Annotated in this window: 24 protein-coding genes; 12 read left to right on the top strand and 12 right to left on the bottom strand. The window is 61.2% G+C overall.

The genetic code is table 11. The features are described from left to right. Positions 1-20: 20 nt before the first annotated feature. Both ACS5RD_RS06035 and ACS5RD_RS06030 read left to right on the top strand, forming a co-directional pair. Positions 21-1,196 (top strand): penicillin-binding protein activator, encoded by a 1,176-nt coding sequence (locus ACS5RD_RS06035; RefSeq protein WP_489930430.1) that lies wholly within the window; start codon positions 21-23, stop codon positions 1,194-1,196. Between the two features lie 20 nt (positions 1,197-1,216). Then, on the top strand, positions 1,217-4,000 hold the full coding sequence (locus ACS5RD_RS06030; protein ID WP_489930429.1) for a [protein-PII] uridylyltransferase: 2,784 nt from the start codon (positions 1,217-1,219) through the stop codon (positions 3,998-4,000). A gap of 107 nt (positions 4,001-4,107) precedes the next feature. On the opposite strand, the gene ACS5RD_RS06025 is transcribed toward ACS5RD_RS06030, so the two are convergent. The 4 genes from ACS5RD_RS06025 to ACS5RD_RS06010 all read right to left on the bottom strand — a co-directional run bounded on the left by ACS5RD_RS06025 (position 4,108) and on the right by ACS5RD_RS06010 (position 6,290). Continuing rightward, entirely contained in the window at positions 4,108-4,584 is a 477-nt protein-coding gene (locus ACS5RD_RS06025) for a YciE/YciF ferroxidase family protein (protein ID WP_054005580.1), read from the bottom strand. A 149-nt stretch (positions 4,585-4,733) separates the two neighbouring features. After that, positions 4,734-5,225: a YidB family protein gene (locus ACS5RD_RS06020; RefSeq protein ID WP_489930428.1), complete on the bottom strand. Its 492-nt coding sequence runs from the start codon at positions 5,223-5,225 to the stop codon at positions 4,734-4,736. A 38-nt stretch (positions 5,226-5,263) separates the two neighbouring features. After that, positions 5,264-5,515 carry a GlsB/YeaQ/YmgE family stress response membrane protein gene (locus ACS5RD_RS06015; protein WP_489930427.1) on the bottom strand — a complete coding sequence of 84 codons (252 nt, stop codon included), beginning with the start codon at positions 5,513-5,515 and terminating at the stop codon, positions 5,264-5,266. A gap of 280 nt (positions 5,516-5,795) precedes the next feature. Then, on the bottom strand, positions 5,796-6,290 hold the full coding sequence (locus tag ACS5RD_RS06010) for a Dps family protein (RefSeq protein WP_489930426.1): 495 nt from the start codon (positions 6,288-6,290) through the stop codon (positions 5,796-5,798). A gap of 303 nt (positions 6,291-6,593) precedes the next feature. Between ACS5RD_RS06010 and murJ the strand changes: the two genes are divergently transcribed. Next, on the top strand, positions 6,594-8,132 hold the full coding sequence (gene murJ / locus ACS5RD_RS06005) for a murein biosynthesis integral membrane protein MurJ (protein ID WP_489930425.1): 1,539 nt from the start codon (positions 6,594-6,596) through the stop codon (positions 8,130-8,132). Here the strand turns inward: murJ and ACS5RD_RS06000 are convergent. Then, complete coding sequence (locus tag ACS5RD_RS06000) at positions 8,129-8,947, bottom strand: rhomboid family intramembrane serine protease (RefSeq protein ID WP_489930424.1); 819 nt, start codon at positions 8,945-8,947, stop codon at positions 8,129-8,131. The two genes, murJ and ACS5RD_RS06000, sit on opposite strands and share 4 nt — an antisense overlap. On the opposite strand from ACS5RD_RS06000, the gene trpS reads away from it, so the two are divergent. After that, positions 8,946-9,989, top strand: coding sequence for a tryptophan--tRNA ligase (gene trpS, locus ACS5RD_RS05995; protein WP_489930423.1), 1,044 nt, complete (start codon positions 8,946-8,948; stop codon positions 9,987-9,989). The genes ACS5RD_RS06000 and trpS overlap by 2 nt on opposite strands. 13 nt (positions 9,990-10,002) lie before the next feature. After that, positions 10,003-11,079, top strand: a complete 1,077-nt coding sequence (locus ACS5RD_RS05990) for a hypothetical protein (RefSeq protein WP_489930422.1) — start codon at positions 10,003-10,005, stop codon at positions 11,077-11,079. A gap of 65 nt (positions 11,080-11,144) precedes the next feature. On the opposite strand, the gene ACS5RD_RS05985 is transcribed toward ACS5RD_RS05990, so the two are convergent. Next, complete coding sequence (locus ACS5RD_RS05985; RefSeq protein WP_489931339.1) at positions 11,145-11,675, bottom strand: TlpA family protein disulfide reductase; 531 nt, start codon at positions 11,673-11,675, stop codon at positions 11,145-11,147. 18 nt (positions 11,676-11,693) lie between these two features. Between ACS5RD_RS05985 and argH the strand changes: the two genes are divergently transcribed. The 6 genes from argH to ACS5RD_RS05955 all read left to right on the top strand — a co-directional run bounded on the left by argH (position 11,694) and on the right by ACS5RD_RS05955 (position 17,625). Next, positions 11,694-13,094, top strand: a complete 1,401-nt coding sequence (argH, locus tag ACS5RD_RS05980) for an argininosuccinate lyase (protein WP_489930421.1) — start codon at positions 11,694-11,696, stop codon at positions 13,092-13,094. Positions 13,095-13,127: 33 nt separating this feature from the next. Beyond that, positions 13,128-13,277 carry a hypothetical protein gene (locus tag ACS5RD_RS05975; RefSeq protein ID WP_156317383.1) on the top strand — a complete coding sequence of 50 codons (150 nt, stop codon included), beginning with the start codon at positions 13,128-13,130 and terminating at the stop codon, positions 13,275-13,277. Positions 13,278-13,286: 9 nt separating this feature from the next. Beyond that, positions 13,287-13,421, top strand: a complete 135-nt coding sequence (locus ACS5RD_RS05970; RefSeq protein WP_489930420.1) for a hypothetical protein — start codon at positions 13,287-13,289, stop codon at positions 13,419-13,421. 85 nt (positions 13,422-13,506) lie between these two features. Continuing rightward, the gene (gene lysA / locus ACS5RD_RS05965; protein WP_489930419.1) at positions 13,507-14,772 is read left to right on the top strand and encodes a diaminopimelate decarboxylase; all 1,266 of its coding nucleotides are present in this window, start codon (positions 13,507-13,509) and stop codon (positions 14,770-14,772) included. A 14-nt stretch (positions 14,773-14,786) separates the two neighbouring features. After that, a complete protein-coding gene (locus ACS5RD_RS05960) occupies positions 14,787-17,234 on the top strand; it encodes a DUF4175 domain-containing protein (RefSeq protein WP_489930418.1) in 2,448 nt (815 codons plus the stop codon). Between the two features lie 184 nt (positions 17,235-17,418). Continuing rightward, on the top strand, positions 17,419-17,625 hold the full coding sequence (locus ACS5RD_RS05955; protein WP_054005407.1) for a cold-shock protein: 207 nt from the start codon (positions 17,419-17,421) through the stop codon (positions 17,623-17,625). 238 nt (positions 17,626-17,863) lie between these two features. Here ACS5RD_RS05955 and ACS5RD_RS05950 read toward each other — a convergent pair whose 3' ends face one another. The 6 genes from ACS5RD_RS05950 to ACS5RD_RS05925 form a co-directional block, all read right to left on the bottom strand. Continuing rightward, on the bottom strand, positions 17,864-18,454 hold the full coding sequence (locus tag ACS5RD_RS05950; protein ID WP_054005408.1) for an FMN-dependent NADH-azoreductase: 591 nt from the start codon (positions 18,452-18,454) through the stop codon (positions 17,864-17,866). Between the two features lie 285 nt (positions 18,455-18,739). Then, complete coding sequence (locus ACS5RD_RS05945) at positions 18,740-19,822, bottom strand: alkene reductase (RefSeq protein ID WP_489930417.1); 1,083 nt, start codon at positions 19,820-19,822, stop codon at positions 18,740-18,742. Between the two features lie 226 nt (positions 19,823-20,048). After that, a complete protein-coding gene (gene uvrC / locus ACS5RD_RS05940) occupies positions 20,049-21,905 on the bottom strand; it encodes an excinuclease ABC subunit UvrC (protein WP_489930416.1) in 1,857 nt (618 codons plus the stop codon). Between the two features lie 310 nt (positions 21,906-22,215). Continuing rightward, positions 22,216-22,992 carry an SDR family oxidoreductase gene (locus ACS5RD_RS05935; protein ID WP_489930415.1) on the bottom strand — a complete coding sequence of 259 codons (777 nt, stop codon included), beginning with the start codon at positions 22,990-22,992 and terminating at the stop codon, positions 22,216-22,218. Beyond that, complete coding sequence (locus ACS5RD_RS05930; RefSeq protein ID WP_489930414.1) at positions 22,989-23,180, bottom strand: hypothetical protein; 192 nt, start codon at positions 23,178-23,180, stop codon at positions 22,989-22,991. Before ACS5RD_RS05930 ends, ACS5RD_RS05935 begins: the two co-directional genes overlap by 4 nt. 1 nt (position 23,181) lies before the next feature. After that, positions 23,182-23,970: a S49 family peptidase gene (locus ACS5RD_RS05925; RefSeq protein WP_489930413.1), complete on the bottom strand. Its 789-nt coding sequence runs from the start codon at positions 23,968-23,970 to the stop codon at positions 23,182-23,184. Between the two features lie 128 nt (positions 23,971-24,098). Between ACS5RD_RS05925 and ACS5RD_RS05920 the strand changes: the two genes are divergently transcribed. Next, positions 24,099-24,989, top strand: coding sequence for a LysR family transcriptional regulator (locus tag ACS5RD_RS05920; RefSeq protein ID WP_054005584.1), 891 nt, complete (start codon positions 24,099-24,101; stop codon positions 24,987-24,989). Positions 24,990-24,992: the final 3 nt, after the last annotated feature.

Genomic DNA, 24,992 nt, shown 5'->3' with positions numbered 1-24,992 from the left:
GCCAAGGGTGAGGGAGTTCTATGTTGTCCGTTTTGATGCGGGCCCGCAAGTCGCTGGGCCAAATAGTTATTGCAGCCGCCGCAGTGGTCTTGGCCGCTTGCGTGCCCTCCTCTGGCCCAACCGTAGGCGGAGGCAACGCTTCGGGCAAAATTCAAGTGGCGCTTCTGGTGCCCGCAGGCTCCGGCCAAGCCAGCGATGAACTTCTCGCCCGCTCGTTGCAAAACGCCGCCCGCATGGCGATTTCTGATCTTGGCGGTGCCGCCCGCGTCGATCTGCGGGTGTACAACACCGCAGGTCAGCCCGCCCAAGCCGCTGCGATGGCGACCCAAGCCGTCGCCGATGGCGCGCAGGTCATCCTTGGCCCGGTGTTCGCGCAAGAGGCCAATGCCGCCGGCGTGGCCTTGGCAGGCTCTGGCGTCAATGTGCTGGCGTTCTCAAACAACCCCGATATTGCCGGCAACAACGTCTTCGTGCTGGGCCCAACCTTCAGCAACACCGCCAGCCGTCTGGCGTCTTATGCCGTGCGCCAAGGCAAATCCCAGATCATGATCGTGCATGATCGCAACACCGCAGGCGAATTGGGCCGTGCCGCGATCGCGCAGGCCGTGACGCAAGCGGGTGGCTCGGTTGTCGCCACCGGCAATTACGAATTCTCGCAAAACGGCGTGGTGGCGGCGGCCCCCGGCATCGCGGCGGCTGCAAAATCCGCAGGCGCGCAGGCGGTGTTCCTGACCGCCGATACCGCAGGCGCTTTGCCCTTGGTCAGCCAACTGCTGGCCGACAACGGGCTGTCCAGCGCCTCGGCGCAGTTCATCGGCCTGACCCGTTGGGATATTCCGGCTGCCACTCTTGGCCTGCCTGGCGTGCAGGGCGGCTGGTTCGCGCTGCCTGATCCCGCACTTTATGCGCAATACCAAGCCCGCTACCAATCCACCTTCAACGAGCCGCCGCATCCGATTTCCGGCCTCGCCTATGACGGCATCGCGGCCATCGGGGCGCTGATGAAAAAAGCAGGCCCCGGACCATTGTCGAAACAAGCCCTGACCCAAGGCGCGGGCTTTGTCGGCGTCAACGGCATCTTCCGGCTGCGCTCGGATGGCACCAATGAGCGCGGTCTGGCCATTGCGCAAATCCAAGGCGGACGTGCCGTGGTCATTGATCCCGCCCCGCGCAGCTTCGGCGGCTTTGGGTCTTAAGGCAGAAACGGGAGTCCGGCATGAAACGCGCCGTGGCCCCAGCGGCTGGCCCTGTGGCAGCACCCGATCTGTTGATCCCCGCCGCCGATCTGATCGACGGCGGGGCGCTCTTGGCCGCGATCCTCGCTGAGCTTCCCGCAGCGGATGCCCGCGCAGGTCGAGCCGTCGCCGTCCGCCATATGACCCTCGCGAAGAACCGCGCCAATGCGGCCCTAGAGGCTGCCTTCCTGCTGAACCCACTGAAAGCCCGCGCGCTTGTCTCGGCCCAGTCTCACCTCACCGATGTGCTGGTCACCACCGCTCTCATGATCGCCCGCGACCATCTGCACCGCGCACAATCGCCCACCACCGCCGAGCGCCTGACAGTTCTGGCGGTCGGCGGTTTTGGCCGCGCCGAGATGGCCCCGCATTCCGACGTAGACCTGCTGTTCCTCACACCATGGAAAATCACCCCTTGGGCGGAATCGGTGATCGAATCCATGCTCTACATGCTGTGGGATTTGAAACTCAAAGTCGGCCACTCCAGCCGCACCGTTGCCGATTGCATCCGCTTGGGTCGCGAAGACATCACCATCCGCACCGCGCTGCTGGAGCACCGCTTCATCGCAGGCGACGCCTCCCTCGCCGCCGAACTCAACGAACGCCTGTGGTCCGACCTGTTCCGCAATTCCGGCCCCGAATTCATCGAGGCCAAACTTGCGGAACGCGCCGAGCGGCACAAACGCCAAGGCGGCCAGCGCTATGTGCTGGAACCCAACGTCAAAGAGGCCAAGGGTGGCTTGCGCGATCTGCAAACGCTGTATTGGATCGGCAAATACCTGCTGCGTGTCTCCTCCTCGGCAGGCCTTGTCGCCGCTGGCCTGCTCAGCCGCGAGGAATACGACCAGTTTGAACGGGCCGAGAATTTTCTCTGGGCGGCGCGCTGCCATCTGCATTACATCACCCACCGCGCCGTCGATCAGCTGACCTTCGATGCACAAGTCGATGTCGCCACTCGCATGGGCTACCACGACACCACGGGCCGCCGCGCCGTAGAATTGTTCATGCAAGACTACTTCCGCCACGCCACCCATGTCGGTGAACTGACGCGGATTTTCTTGACCGAACTTGAAGCCCGTCACGCCAAGCCCGAGGCTCGCATCCTTGGCATGTTCAACCGCCGCAAGGTCAAGCCGCCCTATAAACTGGTGCAAAGCCGCATCGACGTCGCTGACCCGGCGCAGTTCCTTGCGGATCCGTTGAACATGCTGCGGGTGTTTGAAGAAGCCCTGCGCTCGCGCTATTTGTTGCACCCCAACATCATGCGGGTGATCGCAAGCCACCTCGACCTGATCGACGACACCCTGCGCGACACTCCCGAAGCCCAGCGCATCTTCCTCGATCTGATGCTGAAGCACGGCAACCCCGAACGCGCTTTGCGCCGGATGAACGAGTTGGGCGTGCTCTCGGCCTTCATCCCCGAGTTTGAAAACATCGTCGCCATGATGCAATTCAACGTTTACCACCACTACACGGTCGACGAGCACATCATCCAGACCATCTCTGTTCTGGCCCAGATCGAGCGCGGCGAACTGGTCGAAGACCTGCCGCTATCGTCCTCGATCCTGAAGGCTGGCATCAACCGCCGGGTGATCTATGTGGCCTTGCTGCTGCACGACATCGGTAAAGGCCGCCCCGAAGACCATTCCATCATCGGCGCGCAAATGGCCCGCCGCATCGCGCCCCGTCTGGGGCTGGATCAGGAAGAAACCGAAACCGTCGAATGGCTGGTGCGCTATCACCTCTTGATGTCCGACATGGCGCAAAAGCGTGACATCGGCGATCCCCGCACCGTGCGCGATTTCGCCAAAGCGGTGAAAACCCGCAAACGCCTTGATCTGCTGACGGTGCTGACGGTCTGCGACATTCGCGGCGTCGGCCCCACCACATGGAACAACTGGAAGGCCATGTTGCTGCGCCAGCTCTACAGCCTCACCGCCGAAGCGCTACAAGGTGGCTTGGAAACCATCAACCGCGACAAGCGCGAGGATGAGGCAAAAGCTGCGCTGCGTCTGCGCCTGCACGACTGGCCCGAGTCCGAGATCACGACCGAGCAAGGCCGCCACTACGCGCCCTATTGGCAGGGCCTGCAAACCGACACGCAAGAGGTGTTCGCCCGCCTGCTGCGCGGCCTTGGCGATGATGAAATCCGTATTGATCTGCACCCCGAACCCGCCCGCGACGCCACCCGCGCCTGCTTTGCCTTGGGCGATCACCCCGGCATTTTCTCCCGCCTCGCCGGAGCCTTGGCACTCGTCGGCGCAAATGTGGTGGATGCGCGCACCTACACCTCGAAAGACGGCTACGCGACGCCAGTGTTCTGGATTCAAGACGCTGATGGTCGGCCCTATGACGTCGAACGCCTGCCCCGCCTGCGCGGCATGATCGAAAAAACCCTGCGCGGCGAAGTGCTGCCGCGCGAAGCCCTCGCTGGCCGCGACAAGGTCAAAAAACGCGAACGCGAGTTCCGTTTCCCGACCCATATCACTTTTGATAACGAAGGCTCGGAGATCTACACCATCATCGAGGTCGACACCCGCGACCGCCCCGGCCTGCTCTACGATCTGACCCGCACCCTAGCCGCCAACAACATCTACATCGCCTCCGCCGTGATCGCGACCTACGGCGCACAGGTGGTCGATAGCTTCTATGTCAAAGACATGTTCGGCCTGAAACTGCACACCAAAAGCAAACAAGAAGCCCTCGACCGCAAACTCCGCCAAGCCATCACCGAAGGTGCCGAGCGGGCGCAGAATTCCGCCTGAAAAAACCGCCAACTTTCATCTTGGCTCAAATATCCCACGGGGATCTGGGGGTGTGAAACCCCCAGCCACCGCGTCAGTCTCCCGACGATCACATAACCGCAGCGCCCCTACTTCTTACCGTTCACCGACTCGACCGCCATGCTGGTCAGCTTGGCATTGGCCGCCTTCTCCATGTCCAGAATCTGCGACAAAAGATCATGCGCCTCGGTATGGCCCAAAACCTTCGCCCATTCCCGCAGCGTGCCGTAGCGCGCGATCTCGTAATGCTCCACCGCTTGGGCTGCCCCAATCAGCATCGCATCCAAGGCCGCCCCGCTGGCCTCAGCAATGATGCCTTCGGTCTCTTTGATCAGACCCTCAATCGCATCACATTTGACACCCTCGGCCTTCTCGCCAATCACCGCGAACACCTGCTTCAGCAGAACGATCTGCTGTTTGGTTTCGTCCAAGTGATGCGTCACCGCCTTTTTCAGCTCAGCATTGCCCGCTGCAGCCGCGACTTTCGGCAACGCTTTGGTCAGCGCGGTTTCGGCATAATAGATGTCTTGCAGTGTGTGATGAAACGCTTCAGCCAGAGTTTTCATGATAGTCTCCATCAGGTTGATTGAAGTGAATTGCGCAAATCCCGCGTCAATTCGGCAAAAGAAAACCGACCGTAGCAGCCAAGCTGCGTCCGGTTTTCTGTCGTCTCCCGCGCCGCAAAAGCGGTGCGCCCGTTCAACTAAGCCCGGTATCAGATGTAGCGTTGCGCATCCTCTGGCGTTGGCAACCGCCCGTCCGGCGTCATGCCATGCACCGCCTCTGGGATCACCCGAGCCAACCGCTCCAGCAACATCTCGCGGCTCAGCCCGGTTTTCACCGACAATTCCGCCAGTGTATCCTCGCCCAAGGTCGCAGCCAGATCATGCCCCGCCACGGTCTTGTTCTCGCCGGAGGCTACCCAACTGTCGGCAGCCTCGGTGTGACCATTGCCACGGAATTGATCGACCAACCCGGCCAACCCACCCGACAAAGCGCCGCCACCCGAAGATCCGGTGAAGAACGAGCCAATCTCCGACAAAACATTCGAGATCGACTGACTGTTGTGCGAATCCAAACCGGTCGCAGGCTGATCGCCCGAACCACCGGCCTTGCGCAGCAGATCGCTGATCTTGTCGCGATTCTGGTATCCTGCCACCGCCAGCAAAGCCAGCAGCGCCGTCATAGATGGTGAACCTCTACCCATGGTACTTCTCCTCAGTATATTTGCAAAGCGCGCGGCCTTCAGGTCCGACGCGACGCATAGCCCCAGATCAACAGCACGATCACCGCGCCCACAACCGCCCCGATGAGGCCCGCGCCCTCATACGGCGCATACCAGCCCATCGCTTGCCCCAGATAGGTCGCGACAAAAGCGCCGATGATGCCCAGAATGGTGGTCAGGATGAAACCCGAAGGCTCATTGCTGCCCGGCGTTACAAACTTCGCCACCACACCCGCGACGAAACCAATCAGAATTGTCCAGACGATGCCCATTTGATTCCCCACTTTGCTGCGACGGCAGTGGTTACGGCTGCCAAGATGCAAACGACCAAGGCTGCAATCCGTTCCATTTCCTGCGCAGAAAATGTTTCGCCACCTCGCAGATTGGCGGTGCCCCATTGCGCGGACTTGGCCCTGGCTCACGGGAACGCCCGCCGTGAAAGGCCACGGCCATCATTCCTTCGATCTTTCACATTGGCTCAAATATCCCGCAGGGGTCTGGGGGTGCGAAACCCCCAGACGCCAGCCCAGCAACACGCCGCCGTCAAGCCCGCTACTTCGCCGTTGCCCGCAACATCCAAGCCGCCTGCTCGTGAAACGCAGACCGCCGCGTTGCCAGATCAGCCGTCACCGGATCGCTGTTTTCCTCGGCAAGCTTGAACAACGCATGGAACCCGACTGCTACCGCCGCGTGATCCTGCGCCAGATCATCCACCATTTCCAAAGTCGAGGGCAGCACCTCCAGATCCTTGATCCCAGACACCTTCATCACCTCGGCAAAAGAGAACGGGGCCAACTGGCCCAAAGCCCGGATGCGCTCGGCCAAATCATCAGCGGCGGGGAACATTTCTTTATACTGTTCATCGGTCAGATGATGGATCGAGTAGAACAACGGCCCCTCGACATTCCAATGATAGGCGTGGGTCTTGAAGATCAAACGATAGGTATCCGCCACTGCCTTGGTCAACGCCGCCGCCAACGCCTTGGTGTCCTTCACTCCGGTCTGAACCCGCTCGGCCTTCGGCACAACTTTCATTTGCTCGGTCATCTGGTGTCCTCTCCTGATCTGGCAGCGCAAGCTGCATGAGCGTCGCGAAACCAACGCCCACCCCGCCCAATGGTTCCCCGCCGCCATCCGCCGTAGGGGGCGTGATGCCACGCGCCAACCCTTCGCCCCAGCTCAGACCCTTAACAACGCCTTAACGCCCCCCTCTTAACCCCTTGAAATCCCACACCCCACTCCGCTGGCCACGCGCGGACACATCTGCGTGCCCACCCTCACCCCCTCAAATTTCCCATTTCACCCCGCCCGCATTCCCCTGTAAGCCTTGCCCAAACCAAAGGGCCGCCCATGAAACCGATCAGCCTCCTGCGCTCCATCCTCACCGTCGGCGGCTGGACCCTACTTTCGCGCGGCGCAGGCTTTGCCCGCGACATGATGATGGCCGCCTATCTCGGTGCAGGCCCGATCGCCGACGCCTTCAACGTCGCGTTTTCCCTGCCCAACATGTTCCGCCGCTTCTTCGCCGAGGGGGCCTTCAACATGGCCTTCGTACCGATGTTCGCCAAAAAGCTGGAGGGTGGCGAAGATGCCAACGGCTTCGCCCGCGACGCCTTCAACGGCCTCGCCGCGATCCTGATCCTCTTCTCGATCATCGGCACCTTCGCGATGCCATGGCTGGTCTGGGCGATGGCCTCCGGTTTCGCAAACGATCAACGCTTCGATCTCGCCATCCTCTACGGCCAGATCGGCTTCAACTACATTCTGTTCATCAGCCTCGTGGCATTGCTGTCCGGCGTGCTGAACGCCTACGGCCATTTCACCGAGGCAGGCTTCGTCCCCGTCCTGATGAACCTGATTTTCATCGCCATGATGTTCTTCGCCGCCAAATTCGGCTGGGATATGGGCCTGACCCTCGCTTGGGCCGTCCCGATCACTGGCGTCGCCCAACTCGCCTTCACCTGGTATTCCGCCGCCAAACTCGGCCTCACCTTTGCCCCCCGCTGGCCCAAGATCACCCCCGAACTCAAACGCCTCGCCATCATCGCAGGCCCGGCGATCCTGTCTGGCGGCGTTGTGCAGATCAACATGCTGGTAGGCCGCCAAGTCGCCTCCTACACAGAGGGCGCGGTGTCGTGGCTGGTCTACGCCGACCGCCTCTACCAACTCCCACTCGGCGTGGTCGCCATCGCCATCGGCACCGTCCTCTTGCCAGACCTCTCCCGCCGCCTCCGCGCAGGCGACGAAGCCGGAGGCCGCGAAAGCTTCAACCGCGGCACCGAACTTGCCCTCGCGCTGACCTTCCCCTGCGCCGTCGCTTTGATGGTGATCGCCCTGCCGCTCACCCAAGTGCTCTACCAACGCGGCGCTTTCACCGCCGACGACACCGCCGCCACCGCCCTTGTGCTGGCGATCTACGGCGCCGGTCTGCCCGCCTTCGTGCTGCACAAAGTCTACCAGCCGCTGTATTACGCCCGCGAAGACAGCCGCAGCCCGTTCCGCTTCGCCATAGTCTCGATGATCATCAACGCCGTCATCGCCGTAGGCCTGATGCCCTACATCGGCTTTGCTGCCGCAGCCCTTGCCACCACGCTCGCAGGCTGGATGATGGCCGCCCAACTCTGGCTTGGCACCAAACGCATGGGCGACGCCGCCCGCTTCGATACCCGCTTCCGCAGCCGCGCGCCCCGCATCATCATCGCCGCCATAGTGATGGGAGCAGCGCTCTACGGCGCACAAGTCGCCCTCGGCGAGATGCTGGCCAGCCACGGCTGGCGCTATGCAGGCCTCGCTTTGCTGATCGCCACCGGCATCTTAAGCTACTACGCCGCAGGCTCCGCCATCGGCGCGTTCAAACTCTCCGATTTCCGCAAACTGCGCCGACGCTAACGCCCCCTGATCCGTTCGCGCACCCGCACAAACCCACCGGGGCTGACCACAAACGACAGCAAAAACCCCGCAGCAAAGCCGGGCAAATCCGCGACCCACGACCAATCATGCCCAACCTCGCCCATGCTCGGCATCAGCATCGGCAGCAGCGTGTAAAACGCGCCGAAAATCGCCTGAAACACCATCAGCGCGCCAATCAGACTGAACGCACGCAACTGGTTCACTCCAGTGCCCGCCAGCTTCACCCAGATCAGAAACGAAAACGCCCCGATCAGACCATAGACCCCCGGAAACGCGCCAAACAACGGTTGGTTCGGCACCGCATAGGCATAAACCAACGCCCCCACCGCGCCCGACCCCAGAAACACCACTCCCACCGCCCAGCCTTTGAACACCTCGCCGACGAACTTACCCAAAGCCATCGTCATCGCGATGCCAAACAGCGCCTGCGTCGCCGAGCCGTGGATGAACGCAAAACTCAAAAACCGCCGCAGCAACGGCATATCCACCGCCCCCGCCGCCCAATTCTGCCGCCAATACTCGGGGAACACCCCGTAGCCCTCGATCGCAGTTATCCGCCAGCCCACCGCCTGCGGTCCCCCAATCACCCCGGCATCCGCCAGCGAAAACGCGATCTCCAACGCGATCATCGGCAGCGCCAACAGCCACACCACCCCCGGCAACGGATTGATCGGCGCAATCTGGTCAGCTCTCACATCGTCCTGCATCGCATTCCCTTCCGGCACCACTGATTGACGCCCCCGCCCCGCAGCGTTAAGCCCAAAGCGCAGCTTTTTCCAGATGGAGTATCCCATGTCCGAGCCGGTCCAAACGCCTCAGACTTTCCCCACCCGCATCTTCTCGGGCATCCAGCCCTCCGGCGGATTGACCCTTGGCAATTACCTCGGAGCCCTGAAACGCTTCGTGCAAAAGCAGGATGAGGGCATTGAGACGATCTATTGCCTTGTCGATATGCACGCGATCACCACTTGGCAAGATCCGGCGAAACTGCGCCAACAAACCCGCGAAGCCGCCGCTGGCTTCATCGCCGCAGGCATCGACCCTGCGCGTTCGATCCTGTTCAACCAAAGCCAAGTCACCGCCCATGCCGAGCTTGGCTGGATCTTCAACTGCGTCGCCCGCATGGGCTGGATGAGCCGGATGACCCAGTTCAAGGACAAAGCCGGCAAGAATTCCGAGAACGTCTCGCTTGGCCTTTACGCCTACCCCGCCCTGATGGCCGCCGATATTCTGGCCTACAAGGCCACGCATGTCCCGGTGGGCGAGGACCAGAAGCAGCATATCGAACTGACCCGCGACATCGCGCTGAAGTTCAACAATGACTATAAGGTGAATTTCTTCCCGATCACCGAACCGGTGATCGAAGGCGCTGCGACCCGCGTGATGTCCCTGCGCGATGGTACGAAAAAGATGTCAAAATCAGACCCTTCCGATCAATCCCGCATCAATCTCACGGATGACGCCGACACTATCGCCAAGAAGTTCCGCAAAGCCAAAACCGATGCCGAACCCTTGCCCAGCGATCTTGAGGGCTTGTCCGGTCGCCCCGACGCCCGCAACCTGATCAACGTCTACGCGGCCTTGGCCGATATGACCCCCGAAGCCGTGATCACCGAATACGCAGGCGCACAATTCGGCACCTTCAAGCCCGCACTGGCTGATCTGGCAGTGGCGAAACTCTCACCGATCACCACCAAGATGAGCCATCTGATGCAAGACCCCGCCGAGATCGACCGCATCTTGGGCAAAGGTGCCACCCGCGCCAATGCCATAGCGCGGCCCATTGTCGATCAGGTCTACGACATCATCGGCATGATCCGGTCGCGTCAAATCTGATGGCGCAAGCCTGATGTGGAGGGGGCTTACCCGACTGATTTTGTTACTGGTTCTGGCAGGTTCACTTGCCGGGACCAGCCTCACCGCCGCCCGCATCGCCTCTGATCCGCTGCTCGCCCCGTTTGTCGAGGCCAGCAAAGATCAGATCGAAGCCGCAACCGAACGTATGCTGATAACCGCTGCCACGCCCGAAACCCTCAGCGCCCATATCGCCAACCGCCTCGCCGAATCCCCGCGCAACTGGCTGGCCCTCGATGCATTGGTGGATCTCGCCTACGAGCGGAAAATCTCACTGCCCTCGGCCCTAAACGCCGCCGTGCAAACCGCGCGCGAGGATGATCACAGCTATTACGCCACCGTCACATCCTGCGCCGCCTGCGGCTATGATCCCACGCAATGCAGCCTGTCCGAAGTGATGATCTGCCAAGCCCCCATCGCCCTCACCCCCATCGGCGATATCGCAGGCATCACCCGCGCCGGAGTGGCCTACGCCAGCGGCGACGACGTAGACCAAATCGACCTCGCTCTTTCGGTCGTAGGATTAGGAGCCACCGCCGCCATCCTCGCCTCGGGCGGCTCCAGCGGAGTGGTCAAAGCAGGCGCAAGCCTCGCCAAACTTGCCCGAAAAATGGATCGCCTGTCGCCTCGGCTGGTCGAAATGGCCATAGACGCCGCCCGCGCAGGCGTAAATTGGGCCGCCCTCCCCGCCGTGCGCAGTCTCGACGATCTCACCGCCGCGATCCGCACCGAAGCCTTCCTGCCGCTGACCAACACCCTCACCGACCTCAGCCGCCTGAACACCGCAACAGACGCCACCACCGCCCTGCACCTGCTGCCGATGGTTGATGATGCCAATGACGCCCGCCGCCTTGCCAATGCCGCCGAAGCCCTCGGCCCCAAACTCGTCGGCCGCGCCGAAGTCCTCGGCAAAGCCCGCCTGTTCCGCGCCACCCTAAGATTCTCCGAAACCGCTTGGGCCTTAGGCGCGGGCCTCGTCAGCCTGCTGCTCTCCACCGCCACCCTGATCAGCAGCGTGATCCAACACGCCCTGATCAAACGCCTGCGCCGCAGCATAAAACGCACCGCCTGACCCCACGCCCGGAATTCGCGCGAATTCCGTCCACGATTTTCGCGCGAAAATCGCCTCGCATCCCGTCACTCCGCCATCATCGCTTTCAACACCGCCTGAGCCTCAACCGAATCCCATTCCGCATCGCCAATCAACCGCGCCACTTCCTCGCCCGCAGGATTGACGATCAACGTCACGGGAAGCCCCATCACCCCCATCTGATGCGCCAGCCCCGATTTCGGATCGCGCAATACCGGCAGCGAAGTCACCCCCGCCTCGCCATAGAACTTTACGATCATCGCCACATCATTGCGTCCGGTCGCCACCGGAACCACCGCAATCTCCGGCATCGCATCCGCCAACCGCTGCAACGCGGGCATTTCCTTGCGGCACGGCGCGCACCATGTGGCCCAGAAGTTCAGCACCATCCATTTGCCCTGATACGGTGCCAGTGACGTCTCAAGCCCCGCGCCATCCAGCAACACTGCCTCGGGCAAAGCCACAGGCGCGACCAGAGCCAGCTTTTTCATGTCACCCGTCAGAAGCCCCTCAACGCTGCCCGCATTTGCACCACAGGCAAAGGCCGTATACAGAGCCACCAACAGCATCTTGCGCATCATGTCGAAGGCCCTTCCATGACCAATTCCCCAAAAACCACCGCCAACCAGATGTGGGGCGGCCGCTTTGCCTCTGGCCCTGACGCGATCATGACCGCGATCAACGCCTCGATTGGCTTTGACCAACGGCTTTACGCACAAGACATTGCAGGCTCTCGCGCCCATGCTGCCATGCTGGCCGCCACGGGTATCCTGACTTCTAGTGATGCCGAGGCCATCGGGGAAGGCCTGCTCACGGTGTTGTCAGAAATTGAGTCCGGGAATTTCACCTTTTCCGTAGCGCTCGAAGACATTCACATGAACGTCGAATCCCGGCTGAAAGACCTGATCGGCGCGCCCGCGGGCCGCCTGCACACGGCCCGTTCGCGCAACGATCAAGTCGCCGTCGATTTCCGCCTTTGGGTGCGCGATCAATGCGATGCCGCGATCCAAGGCCTCAATGCCCTGATGCGCGCCTTCCTCGCCCAAGCCGAGGCTGGCACCGATTGGGTGATGCCCGGCTTCACCCATCTGCAAACCGCGCAGCCCGTGACTTGGGGCCACCATATGCTGGCCTATGTCGAAATGCTCGCCCGTGACAAATCCCGCTTTGAAGACGCCCGCCGTCGCATGAACGAATGCCCGCTCGGGGCCGCCGCCCTCGCCGGAACCTCCTTCCCCATCGACCGCCACATGACCGCCGCCGCCTTAGGTTTCGACCGCCCCACCGCCAACAGCCTCGACTCAGTCTCCGACCGCGACTTCGCGCTGGAATTCCTGTCCGCCTCCTCCATCTGCGCCATGCACCTGTCGCGCTTTGCCGAAGAGTTGGTGATCTGGTCCTCCGCCCAATTTCGCTTTGTCAAACTGTCCGACAAATGGACGACGGGCAGCAGCATCATGCCGCAAAAGAAAAACCCCGACGCCGCCGAACTGCTGCGCGCCAAACTTGGCCGGATCCTGGGCGCAACCGTCGCGCTGTTCACCATCATGAAGGGTCTGGCGCTGACCTATTCCAAAGACATGCAGGAAGACAAAGAGCAGGTCTTCGACGCCGCTGACACCCTGATGCTGGCGCTGGCCGCGATGACAGGCATGGTTGGCGATATGACCGCCAACCGTGACGTGCTGGCAACCTCGGCAGCGAGTGGCTTCTCCACCGCCACCGATCTCGCCGATTGGCTGGTGCGCGCCCTGAACCTGCCGTTCCGCGACGCCCACCACGTCACCGGAACCCTCGTCGCCCTCGCTGAATCCAAAGCCTGCGATCTGCCCGACCTGTCCATCACCGAGATGAAATCGGTGCATGACGGCATCATCCAAGAAGTCTATTCCGTCCTAGGCGTCGAAAACTCCGTCCGCAGCCGGATGTCCTACGGCGGAACCTCGCCCACCCGCGTCGCCGAGCAAGTCGCCCGCTGGAAAACCCTGCTGGCCTAAGGCACCTTCCGGCCAGCAACCCCGAAAGCAAACATGCGCCTGCTGATCCTCGCCCTCCTGCTCACCGCCTGCACCGAGCCCCGTCTTGGCGCAGGCATAGGCATCGGACCGCACGGCGCAACCATCCGCCCAGTGATTTCCGGCGCTATCCCCGGCGGCGGCCGCATCAGCTATTCGCCTTGAGGACAAGACATGAAACTCCTTCCCCTGATCGCCCTGCTTGTCCTCACCGCCTGCGGAGCCGATGGCCCTCCCACTGCCCCGGAAACCGGGATAACCATGTCCGGCGATGCCCGCGTTGGCATCTCATCGGACGAAACCCCGTAATCACCGCAAAGCCCGACTGCGTCGAATTGCGCAAGCTTCGGCTTCTGCTATACCCCAAGCGACTGATTTCATAAGGGGCCGCCGAATGGACCATTTCCTATATCGTGACGGCATCCTGCATGCCGAAGATGTGGCCGTGGCCGATATTGCCGCGCAAGTCGGCACGCCGTTCTACGTCTATTCCAGCGCCACCCTGACCCGGCATTACACCCTGTTCACCGAGGCGCTTTCCCCCCTGCCGCACCTCGTCTGCTTCGCGATCAAATCGCTGTCGAACGTGGCTGTCCTCAAACTGCTGGGCGACCTCGGTGCGGGCATGGATGTGGTCTCTGGCGGCGAGTACCGCCGGGCCTTGGCCGCTGGCGTTCCCGGCAACCGCATCGTGTTCTCCGGCGTCGGCAAGACCCGTGAGGAAATGCGCCTCGCCTTAGAGAACGGCATCCGCCAGTTCAACGTCGAATCCGAACCCGAACTGCGCGCCCTCTCCGAAGTGGCCAGCGCGATGGGCACCACCGCCCCGATCACCATCCGCGTCAACCCGGATGTCGATGCCCGCACGCATGAGAAAATCGCCACCGGCAAGAAAGACAACAAATTCGGCATCCCGATAAGCCGCGCCTCTGAGGTCTATGCCGAGGCCGCGAAGCTTCCCGGCCTTCAGGTGATCGGCATCGACGTGCATATCGGCAGCCAGTTGACCGAGCTTGAACCCTTTGAACAAGCCTACAAAAAGGTCGCCGACCTGACCCTGCGCCTGCGCAGCGAAGGCCATGTCATCTCCCGCCTCGACCTCGGCGGCGGCTTGGGCATCCCCTATGAGCGCTCGAACACCGCCCCGCCGCTGCCGCAAGAATACGGCGCGTTGATCAAACGCACCGTCGGCCACCTCGGCTGCGAGATCGAGATCGAACCTGGTCGCCTGATTTCCGGCAACTCCGGCCTGCTCGTCTCAAAGGTCATCTATGTCAAAAACGGCGAGATCAGCGATTTCTTGATCGTCGATGCCGCGATGAACGACCTTGTGCGCCCCTCTATGTATGGCGCGCATCACGACATCATCCCGGTTACCGAAGCCAAAGCCGCCACCGAATCCCACAGCTATGACGTGGTCGGCCCGGTCTGCGAAACCGGCGATACCTTCGCCAAAGCGCGCCCGCTGGCCCCATTGAAAGCAGATGATCTGATCGCCTTCCGCTCGGCAGGCGCTTATGGCGCGGTGATGGCGTCGGAATACAACACAAGGCCGCTGATCCCCGAAGTGCTGGTGAAAGATGATCAATTCGCCGTCATTCGCGCCCGCCCCAGCTATGAAGACATCCTGAACCGCGATACCATTCCTTTGTGGCTTTGAAACTGTAGAGGCCGATGACCGAAAGCACCGAAGCGCAAGCATTAAAACGCATTGAGACCCCGCTGCGGATAACGTGGGCGGGGCTTTGGGCTGAACGCATCACCCGCGCCTTCTGGCCGTTCTGGACCATCGCCATCACCAGCCTCTCCGCCGCCGCTTTCGGCCTGCAAGACCTGCTACCGATTGAGGCCGCATGGTTCGGCATGGTCACAGCCACCCTCGGCCTGATCTGGGGGGTGATCCACGGCATCCGCGCCTTCCGCCGCCCCACCCGCGTTGAGGCGCTGGTCCGGCTTGACAGCAAACTCCCCGGCCAACCCATCGCGGCTTTGCGCGACACCCAAGCCATCGGCATCACGGATGAGGCCTCAAAAGCCGTCTGGGCCGCCCACCGCACCCGCATGGCCGCCCGCGCTTCCGGCGCGAAACCGGTGCAGCCCGACCTGCAACTGTCCTCCCGCGACCCCTTCGCGCTGCGCTACGTCGCCCTGACGGCGCTGGTGATGGCGCTGCTGTTCGGCTCGATCTGGCGCGTCACCTCCGTCGCAGGCCTCACCCCTGGCGGCACCGCCAACGCCGCCGCAGGCCCAGCATGGGAAGGCTGGGCACAGCCGCCCAGCTATACCGGCAAACCCGCGCTGTATCTCAACGACCAAACCGCCGACGCTTTGACCCTGCCCACCGGCACCCGCCTGCAAATCAGGCTGTACGGCGAACCCGGCGCGCTGATCGTGTCGGAAACCGTCTCGGGCCGCACCGACGCCCCCCCCGCCAGCCAACCTACCCAAGATTTCACCGTCACCACCTCCGGCAAACTCGCCATCGAAGGCGCTGCGGGCCGCGCATGGAAAATCATCGCCACCCCCGACAAAGCTCCCAGCATCACCCCGGCGGCCGAGATCACCCGCGACGGCGAAGGCCGCTTCAAGCAAAAATTCGCAGCCAAAGACGATTACGGCGTCACCAAAGGCGAAGTCACAATCGCCCTAGACCTTGCCGCCGTCACCCGCACCTACGGGTTGAAAACCGACCCCGACTCCATCGCCCCCGTCACCCTTGATCTGCCGCTGCCGTTCAAAGGCAGCCGCGCCGACATTAAAACCACCCTCGTCGATGACCTCTCGGAATCCGTGCTCTCCAACCTGCCCGTCACCCTCACCTACGCCGTCACCGACGCCGCAGGCAACACCGGCACCGCCGAACCGATCCACCTGATCCTGCCTGGCAAACGCTTCTTCGACCCGCTCGCCGATGCGATGATCGAGATGCGCCGCGATATCCTGTGGTCGCGCAGCAACGCCCCGACCTCGCTGGAAATCCTCAAAGCCGTCTCCAACCAACCCGGCGATATCTTCCCCGATGACACCTCCTACAACAGCCTGAAAGCCGTGATCAAACGGCTGGATGCCGAAGCAAAAACCCTCACCCCGAAAGCGCGGGATGAGATCGCCAAGGAACTCTGGGCGATTTCGCTGATGATCGAAGACGGCAAGCTGAACAACGCCAAAGACCGCATGATGCGCGCGCAAGAACGCCTCGCCGAAGCCATCCGCAAAGGGGCCTCGCCCGAGGAAATCCAAAAACTGATGGATGAGATGCGCGACGCGTTGGATGAATACATGGCGGAAGAAGCCAAGAAAAACCCGGCTGATCCCAACGACGAAACCTCGCCGCAGCAAAAAGGCCCGAGCATCACCCAAGACCAGATCGACCAGATGCTGGATAAGCTGCAAAAGCTGATGGAAGAAGGCAAAACCGCCGAAGCCGCCGAGTTGATGAAGCAACTTCAAGACCTTATGAACAACATGAAGGTCCAGCAAGGCGATGGCACTGGCGGCAAAGGCAGCCCCGGCAAACAGGCGATGAAAGACCTCGGCAACACTTTGCGCGGCCAGCAAAGCCTGTCCGACGACAGCTTCCGCGATCTGCAAGATGGCCAAGAAGGCCCCGGCAAAGACGGCAAGACGCTGTCGCAACGCCAGCAAGAGCTGCGCGAAAAGCTGAAAGAGCTGCGCGAGGGCGGCAAACTCCCCGGCCAAGGTGGCGACAAGAACGCAGACGGCAAGCAAGCCCTGAACGACGCCGAACAGGCGATGAAAGACGCCGAAGACGCGCTGAAACAAGGCGATCTGCCCGGCGCGTTGGACAAGCAAGCCGAAGCGATGGACAAAATGCGCGAAGGTCTGCGCGATTTCGGCGATGCTTTGGCCGATCAAGACCGCCAGCAGGGCGCATCCCCCGATGGCACGCAAAAGACCGAAGACCCGCAGTCCGGCGGTCCGCGCGATCCCTTGGGCCGCGAAAACGGCCTGCACATCGGCTCGGATGGCAACCTCGCCGAGAACAAAGACATCTACAAACGCGCGCAGGAACTGCTCGACCAGATTCGCAAACGCTCCGCCGATCAATCCCGCACCGATCAGGAACGCAGCTACCTCAACCGCTTGCTTGATTTGTTCTAACCCGCCGACCGGACTGATTCTTTTTCCGCCCCCCTTGTTTTGCCAGCCAAAATGGCGCATGTAGGCAGGGCGAAACGCTATCTATCGAACATCTGTCTCCTCTCTAGGCCTCAGTTCTCGATTGCTACGACTGAGCCACGTCATCGCATTCCGCGGATGGCACACCAAAACTAGGAGACACACGATGGCTAACGGCACCGTGAAATGGTTTAACGCAACCAAAGGCTTCGGCTTTATCGCCCCGGCAAACGGCAACAAAGACGTGTTCGTGCACATTTCCGCAATGGAACGCGCTGGCATCCGTCAACTGAATGACGGCCAAGCAGTGACCTTCGACATCGAAGCAGGCCGTGATGGCCGCGAGTCGGCGATCAACCTCGCTCTGGCATAAGCCAACCGGGCGGTTCACACCGCCCATCGAGATTTGAAACGGGGGGAGCGCAAGCTGCCCCCGTTTTGCTTTGCAAGCCATCCGCGCAACGCGCAGGCACTCCGCCCCAAAACAAAAGGCCCCACGAAACCGCAGGGCCTTTCCTTCAAATTAGTCTAAAATTTGCTTTCATCTTGGCCTAAATATCCCACGGGAGGTCCGGAGGGTGTGAAACCCTCCGGGGCCAGCAAAGCAAACCTCAAGCGGCCAGTGCGTCCACTTCAGCTTCACCCTTGGCAATCGCTGCATCCACGCCGTAAGCCATCGCGTCCGCCGCTGCAAACTGCACGTCGGTGATGCCGAAGAAGCCCAGCATATGGCGCACGTAGCCCGACGCGAAGTCGATTTCCGACCCAATCTTGGTGCCGTCCGAGGTATAGGCCACGATCGCGCGTTTGCCGGTCAACAGGCCAATCGGGCCGGTTTCGGTGTAGTTAAAGGTCTCGCCTTTGCGGGCCAGCTGATCAATCCACGACTTCAACTGCGACGGCACGCCAAAGTTGTACACCGGAAGCGCGATGACCAGCAGGTCAGCGGCTTTGACTTCGGCCAGCAAAGCATCGGCATAAGCTGCAGTCACTTTCTGATCGTCATTGCGGGCGTCCGCCGGGGTGAACACAGCGCCCAGCCAAGCGCCGTCAATCGCGGGCACGCCAGCCGACAGGTCACGGGTCACAACAGTAGCGCCCGGATTGGCAGCCAGCACACGCTCCATGATCCGATCGGTCAGGCGGCGCGACACAGCGCCAGCGGGTTTGATCGAGGATTCTACGCGCAAGATATTGGTCATTTTCAGGGTCCAGTTCAGGATGAGGAGGAATTCTATGCGCCTTAGATGCGCCTTTTCCTATCTCTGCGCAATTAGAGGAATCGCACCTAAGTTGCGCATTTACGCACACAACTAAGGGACACACCCGCACTGACACCTTCCCCGCTTCCCACCCCCATTCGTTAAAACTTCCTGAACGCTGCCTTCTAAGTCGTTGATCTTAAAGTATCTCAAATTGGTCCCGAGTCGGGACCAAAGAAAAAGGGCCGCGCAACCTGCGCGGCCCCTCCAAACTCAAAACCAAAATCACCCCAAAGCCGGATAATCCGTATAGCCCTTCTCACCCGGCGTGTAGAACGTCGCAAAATCCGGTGCGTTCAACTCCGCCCCCGCTTTCATCCGTGCCACCAGATCCGGGTTGGCAAGGTATGCCCGGCCAAACCCAACCAGATCCGCAGCACCCGCATCCACAGCCGCCTGCCCCGAAGCCGCATCCAAGCTGCCACCGACAATAAACGTCCGAGGCCAAGCCGCGCGCAACTTCGCCCGGAACTCTGCCGGAATCGCCGGATTGCCCATCGCCGCATGATCGACCAGATGCACATAGACCAGACCGATCTTAGCCAAGCTCGCCATCAGCGCCAGATACGTCTCATCCACCTCCGGATAAGCCGCCATCCCCGACGCCGTGCCATAGGGCGAGAGCCGGATGCCGACCCTGTCGCCACCAATCGCCGCCACAACCTCCTGCGCGACCTCGGTCACAAAGCGCAACCGCTTCGCCACCGACCCACCCCAAGCATCGCTCCGCTTGTTGGTATCGGGCGACAGGAACTGCTCCAGCAAATACCCATTCGCACCGTGCAGCTCGACCCCATCGAACCCCGCCGCAATCGCATTCTTAGCCGCCGTCACGAACTCCGTCTTGGCTTGCTGAATATCAGCCTCGGTCATTTCCTGCGGCGCCGGATAGTCCTGCATGCCCTCGGCGTCGGTATACATCTGACCCGCCAAGGCCAGCGCAGAAGGGGCCACGATCTTCGCGCCTGCAGGCATGTTCCCCGGATGGCTGACCCGCCCGGTGTGCATGATCTGCGCGAAAATCACCGCGCCTTTGGCATGTGCCGCCGCGGTGACAGGCTTCCAGGCCGCCACCTGCGCGTCGCTCCACAGCCCCGGCGTGCGGGCATAGCCGCGACCGTTCGGGCTGGGGGCCGTGCCTTCAGTGACGATCAGACCAGCCGCGCCACGTTGGCCATAATAGTCCGCCATGATCGGCGTTGGCACCGCATCAACGTCAGCACGGCACCGGGTCATCGGGTTCATCACAATCCGGTTTTGCAGCTTATGCGGCCCCATCGAGGTCGGGTCAAAAATCGAAGCAGTCATTGTTTCGCGTCCTTTGACAGAAATCTGAACCCGGAAGTTTAGCCACTTTCCCAGCAGAGACCACGCCTGTTTCCGCCCTCCCCCCTGTGCGGAAATGCAGGCCTGCGCGCCCTTGAAACTGTGGCAGCAAAGCAGGTCAAGCGGCGGACTATCTTAACAACTCGTAAATGATCCCCCGCTAAATCATTGATAAATATAAGACCGCACAGATGTCCACGCGTGGACACTACCCCCTGGCACTGAAAAAATCGCTGATCGCCTTCGCCATCGCCTCCGATACCCCCGGCACCGCCATCAGATCGGAAATCCCCGCCCGAGCCACCGCCTTGGCCGAGCCAAAATGCGCCAGAAGCGCCCGTTTGCGAACCGCGCCCACCCCCGGAATATCATCCAGTGGCGTGATCGAAACCTGTTTCGCCCGCTTCGCCCGATGCGCCCCATTCGCCCAGCGATGCGCCTCATCCCGCAGCCTTTGGATAAAATACAGCACCGGATCATTACGCTGCAACGCCTTCACCGGCATCCCCGTGCGGTAAAACTCCTCTTTGCCGGCGTCGCGATCAATTCCCTTCGCAACCCCTACCATCGCGATATCATCGACGCCAAGTTCCGCCAGAATCCCCGCCACAGCCGACACCTGCCCCGCCCCGCCATCAATCAGCAGCAGGTCCGGCCAAGACCCCGAACTGCGGTCAGGATCCTCCTTCAACAACCGTTCAAACCGCCGCGTCATCACCTCGCGCATCATGCCGAAATCGTCCGAATTCTTCCCCGCCGCCGACTTGATGTTAAACTTGCGATACTGCGATTTCAGGAAGCCATCAGCCCCCGCGACGATCATGCCGCCGACAGCGTCCGAACCCTGAATATGGGCGTTATCATAGACCTCAATCCGGGTTGGCGGCGCATCAAGATCAAATGCCTCGGCCAGCCCCGCCAGTAGTTTGTTCTGGGTGGAGCTTTCCGACATTTTCCGCGCAAGGCTCTCCCGCGCGTTCCTAACCGCATTTTCGACCAGTTCCGCCTTCTCCCCCCGCTGTGGCACGGCAAGCTCGACCTTCCTACCTGCCCGCTCGGCCAGCAGATTGCTGACCAAGTCTTCGTTCTCCACCGGATGCGACAGCAAGATCAGCCGGGGCGGCTCTTTGTCGTCATAGAACTGCGCCACGAAAGCCTCCAGAATCTCGGCCTCCTCCGCCCCCGCCCCGGTGCGCGGGTAGAAATCGCGGTTGCCCCAGCTTTGATTGGCGCGGATGAAGAACACCTGCACGCAAGCTTGCCCGCCCTCCAGATGCAGCGCGATCACATCGGCCTCAGCCACCCCCGCCGGGTTGATCCCCTGCGATTGCTGCACTTGGGTCAGCGCCTTGATCCGGTCGCGCAAAGCCGCTGCGCGCTCAAACTCCATCGCGTCCGAGGCGATGTTCATCTCTGCGGCCAGATTGGATTGAACAGTGGTGGTCTTGCCCTGCAAAAATCGCTCGGCATCGGCCACCAGAACCGCATAGCCCGGCCCGTCAATCCGCCCAGTGCAGGGGGCAGAGCAGCGCTTGATCTGATATTGCAGGCACGGTCTGGTGCGGCTATCGAACATCGAATCCGAGCAGTTGCGCAGCAAAAACACCTTTTGCAACTGGTTCAGCGTGCGGTTCACCGCGCCAGCCGAGGCAAACGGGCCGAAATAGCTGCCCTTCTCTGATCGCTTACCACGGTGCTTTTTCAACTGCGGGAAGGGGTGCTCGGTGCTGATCAAGATGTTCGGGAAGGATTTATCATCGCGCAGCAGCACGTTGTAACGCGGCTTTAGCTGTTTGATCAGGTTTTGCTCCAGCAGCAGCGCCTCGGTTTCCGTCCGCGTGGTCAGGAACATCATCGAGACGGTCTCGGAAATCATCCGCGCGATGCGGCCCGAATGACCCGAGGGGCGGGCATAATTCGACACCCGCGCCCGCAGATTGCGGGCTTTGCCGACGTAAAGCACTTCCGAGGCCGCGTTCAACATGCGGTAAACGCCGGGGCTGCCATCCAGCGTTTTCAGGTAATCCTGAATCAGATCGTGCCCGGTTAGACTGACTTCACTCATGCAGAAACATCGCCCTCGGATTCGTTGATTCTTAACGCTGCCTGCAATGATAGTCAGGCTGGGACAAGAGGAAAGCTATCCCCGCTTTCTGTGGATAACATTGCGGAGAAGATTTCAGAACCGCCAAATTTCCCTTGTTTTTGGCCCCATTCGCTGTATTGCCTATTTTTTAGGCGAAATAATAACGCATTGATAACAATGGAAAGATTTCTGACCATCTGGCAAATCCCTGATAAGTCAGGACTTTTTGTAACGCATCTGTGAAGCAAATGCAAAAAGTGGACAACTTTCACGGGAGGCCAAATTTTGCCTAGTCGAAATCCATCACGTCGGGGGTTTTCCAACCCAGATGCTGGCCGCCATCGACGGAGATCATTTGCCCTGTCACAGCGGGTGAATCGAGAAAAAACCCTAGCGCTGCGGTGATGTCGGCAGGATTTGCACCGCGTTTCAGGATCGTGGCGCTGCGTTGCGTCACAAAGCTTTCGGCGCTTTGACGGCTGCCTTGCAAGGTCGGCCCCGGCCCGACGCCGTTCACCCGAACCCTCGGGGCAAGACCCTGCGCCGTGGTACGCGTCAGCGCCCAGAGGCCCATTTTCGCCAAAGTGTAGGACAGAAATTCGGGCGTCAGTTTATGCACACGTTGGTCGATCATGTTCAGCACCATGCCGCTGGCCACAGGTTCACCATGATCGTCGAGTTTCGGCGTGGGAACTTGGGCGGCAAACGCCTGTATCAGCACGAAGGGCGCGCGCAGGTTGCTTTCCATATGGCGATCCCAGCTTTTGCGGGTAACCGTGGCAACCGTGTCATATTCAAAGATCGAGGCGTTGTTGATCAGCACCGTCAACGGCCCGCCAAGCCCCTGCACCGCCATCGGCACCAGCTTTTCGACTTGGGTTTCAATCAGCAGATCGGCGCGCAGGGCGACGGCTTTGCGGCCCAGAGCGGTGATTTCTTTCACCACCGCCTCGGCCTCTTTGCGGGAACTGGCGTAATGCACCGCCACATCATAGCCACGCTTGGCCAGATACAGCGCCATCTCGCGGCCCAGCCGCTTGCCCGCCCCCGTCACCAATGCCCTCATCGTCCACCCTTTTTGCAATCGCACCCCTTGGAGCCAATCACATAGCGCCCGCAGCGTTTGCAGGTAGCCGGATTGGAAAGTCCAAGGCGTTTTTTCACCGAACCCCCGATACGACCGGGGAATAGTGCGTTGCCGACCATGCCAATGGCCAGCATCACCAGCAGAAAAACGAGGACGGCTTTGATCATGTTACAACCCGTAGCGCGCCCAAAGCGCGCGATCTTCAACTGAGGCCAGCGCATCTTCGGCCATGTTCAGGCCAAAGCGGCTCAGCAATCCCCGCTTTTGCCCCAATGGCACCAGCTTTACCTTATCGCCATAAAGCGATTTCAGCTTCGGGACCAGATGCGCCACGCCATCGGCCAGGCCCAGATCAACCGAACGTTGGCCTACCCAAATATCGGCGTTGAACAGATCGGCATCGGCAAGGCGATTGCCGCGCCGCGTTTTGACATGAGCGATGAAGGCCTCATGGATCGGGGCTTGCAGGGCTTTCAGGCGTTCGATGTCTTCAGGCTTTTGCGGCAGGAACGGGTCGGCGAGGCTTTTCTGCTTGCCCATGGCGACGATGCGGCGTTCAACCCCCTGCTTCGCCATCAGTTCGGGGAAACCAAAGCTCGCGAAGATCACGCCGATGGAGCCGACGATAGAGGACGGATCGACCCAGATCTGATCCGCCGCACAGGCCAGCCAGTAGCCGCCACTTGCGGCGACATCCTCGACAAAGGCATGAACAGGCACGGATTTCTCCTCCGCCAATCGCCGCACCCGCGCCGCGATCAGGCTGGATTGTACTGGAGATCCGCCCGGAGAATTCACCACCAGCGCCACTGCTGTGGGCTTCATCCGAAACGCCTTTTCGATGATCGCTGCCAGCCCCGCATCGTTTAACGCATTGCGGCCAGAGCCAATCGTGCCCGCCAGCCGGATCACCGACACAACGGGGGATTTCTTCACAAAGGGGATAAATTTCATCATGCCGCAAAGCTAAGGCTTCGCACCCGCAAGCACAACTCTTGCAACCTCATCTTGGCCCAAATACTCACCCCAGGGGGGCCGCTTCACATCCCTTGCGCATCAAACCATTCCCCGTCACCCTGCACCGCATGATCGACAAGTTGGAAATGTTCATTGCCCTCGCCAACGAGCGCCATTTTGGCCGCGCGGCGGAAGTGTGCCGGGTTACGCAACCCAGCCTGTCGTCAGCCATCCGCCAGCTTGAGGATCAGTTGGGCGTGCAACTGGTGTTCCGCGGCTCTCGCTTTCAGGGGCTGACGCCGGAAGGCCAGCGCGTGCTGGATTGGGCGCGGCGGATTGTCGGCGATATGCGGGCGCTGAAGGATGAAATGCGCTCGGTGCATTCCGGTCTTTCGGGCAATCTGCGCATCGGCGTCATCCCCACGGCCCTGCCGATGGTGGCCGATTTGACCGCGCCGTTCACTGCGCGCCATCCGAACATGCGCGTCACCTTGCTGTCACGGACTTCGGTGGAAATTCTGGCGGGTATTGAAAGCTTGGAGCTGGACGCAGGCCTGACCTATCTCGACAACGAACCGTTGGGGCGGGTGGCGCAGACGCCACTTTACACCGAGTTCTACCGCTATCTCTGCGCTCCAAACTCTCCGCTGGCGGATCGGGCGCAGGTGACGTGGAGCGAACTCGTGCATGAACCTTTGTGTCTTTTGACTGCGGATATGCAGAACCGCCGTATCGTCAATCAGCATCTGGCCGAGGTCGGCGTGCGGGTAGCGCCGACGGTGGAGTCGAACTCCAGCATCGCCTTGGTGGCGCATGTGAAGTCGGGGCTGTGGGCCTCGGTGGTGCCGATGAAACTGGCGGATATGTTCTCAGGGCAGGGCCTACGGGCGATTCCCATCGTTGAACCAGAGGCCGAGCATCTGGTCGGCCTGATCACCGCCAAGCGTGATCCGCAAACCCCTGTTCTGCAAGCGCTTATGGATGAGGCCGCCAAGCTGGCGATCCGGCTGCGCCGTTAGGCT

The organism is Cypionkella sp. PAMC25878 (assembly GCF_058135695.1).
Note: the sequence above shows the minus strand (reverse complement) of the source record. Positions and strands in the feature narration are given on the sequence as shown.

Bases quoted from the DNA above. Each gene is read 5' to 3' on its own strand.
- ACS5RD_RS05930 (WP_489930414.1), bottom strand. From the start codon at position 23,180: ATGATCAAAGCCGTCCTCGTTTTTCTGCTGGTGATGCTGGCCATTGGC.
- ACS5RD_RS06025 (WP_054005580.1), bottom strand. From the start codon at position 4,584: ATGAAAACTCTGGCTGAAGCGTTTCATCACACACTGCAAGACATCTAT.
- ACS5RD_RS06000 (WP_489930424.1), bottom strand. From the start codon at position 8,947: ATGGGATACTCCATCTGGAAAAAGCTGCGCTTTGGGCTTAACGCTGCG.
- uvrC (WP_489930416.1), bottom strand. From the start codon at position 21,905: ATGAGTGAAGTCAGTCTAACCGGGCACGATCTGATTCAGGATTACCTG.
- ACS5RD_RS05975 (WP_156317383.1), top strand. From the start codon at position 13,128: ATGCGCCTGCTGATCCTCGCCCTCCTGCTCACCGCCTGCACCGAGCCC.
- ACS5RD_RS05920 (WP_054005584.1), top strand. From the start codon at position 24,099: ATGATCGACAAGTTGGAAATGTTCATTGCCCTCGCCAACGAGCGCCAT.
- ACS5RD_RS06015 (WP_489930427.1), bottom strand. From the start codon at position 5,515: ATGGGCATCGTCTGGACAATTCTGATTGGTTTCGTCGCGGGTGTGGTG.
- argH (WP_489930421.1), top strand. From the start codon at position 11,694: ATGACCAATTCCCCAAAAACCACCGCCAACCAGATGTGGGGCGGCCGC.
- ACS5RD_RS06035 (WP_489930430.1), top strand. From the start codon at position 21: ATGTTGTCCGTTTTGATGCGGGCCCGCAAGTCGCTGGGCCAAATAGTT.
- ACS5RD_RS05970 (WP_489930420.1), top strand. From the start codon at position 13,287: ATGAAACTCCTTCCCCTGATCGCCCTGCTTGTCCTCACCGCCTGCGGA.
- ACS5RD_RS05960 (WP_489930418.1), top strand. From the start codon at position 14,787: ATGACCGAAAGCACCGAAGCGCAAGCATTAAAACGCATTGAGACCCCG.
- trpS (WP_489930423.1), top strand. From the start codon at position 8,946: ATGTCCGAGCCGGTCCAAACGCCTCAGACTTTCCCCACCCGCATCTTC.
- ACS5RD_RS05945 (WP_489930417.1), bottom strand. From the start codon at position 19,822: ATGACTGCTTCGATTTTTGACCCGACCTCGATGGGGCCGCATAAGCTG.
- ACS5RD_RS05950 (WP_054005408.1), bottom strand. From the start codon at position 18,454: ATGACCAATATCTTGCGCGTAGAATCCTCGATCAAACCCGCTGGCGCT.
- ACS5RD_RS05925 (WP_489930413.1), bottom strand. From the start codon at position 23,970: ATGATGAAATTTATCCCCTTTGTGAAGAAATCCCCCGTTGTGTCGGTG.
- ACS5RD_RS06030 (WP_489930429.1), top strand. From the start codon at position 1,217: ATGAAACGCGCCGTGGCCCCAGCGGCTGGCCCTGTGGCAGCACCCGAT.
- ACS5RD_RS05935 (WP_489930415.1), bottom strand. From the start codon at position 22,992: ATGAGGGCATTGGTGACGGGGGCGGGCAAGCGGCTGGGCCGCGAGATG.
- ACS5RD_RS05990 (WP_489930422.1), top strand. From the start codon at position 10,003: ATGTGGAGGGGGCTTACCCGACTGATTTTGTTACTGGTTCTGGCAGGT.
- lysA (WP_489930419.1), top strand. From the start codon at position 13,507: ATGGACCATTTCCTATATCGTGACGGCATCCTGCATGCCGAAGATGTG.
- murJ (WP_489930425.1), top strand. From the start codon at position 6,594: ATGAAACCGATCAGCCTCCTGCGCTCCATCCTCACCGTCGGCGGCTGG.
- ACS5RD_RS06010 (WP_489930426.1), bottom strand. From the start codon at position 6,290: ATGACCGAGCAAATGAAAGTTGTGCCGAAGGCCGAGCGGGTTCAGACC.
- ACS5RD_RS05955 (WP_054005407.1), top strand. From the start codon at position 17,419: ATGGCTAACGGCACCGTGAAATGGTTTAACGCAACCAAAGGCTTCGGC.
- ACS5RD_RS05985 (WP_489931339.1), bottom strand. From the start codon at position 11,675: ATGCGCAAGATGCTGTTGGTGGCTCTGTATACGGCCTTTGCCTGTGGT.
- ACS5RD_RS06020 (WP_489930428.1), bottom strand. From the start codon at position 5,225: ATGGGTAGAGGTTCACCATCTATGACGGCGCTGCTGGCTTTGCTGGCG.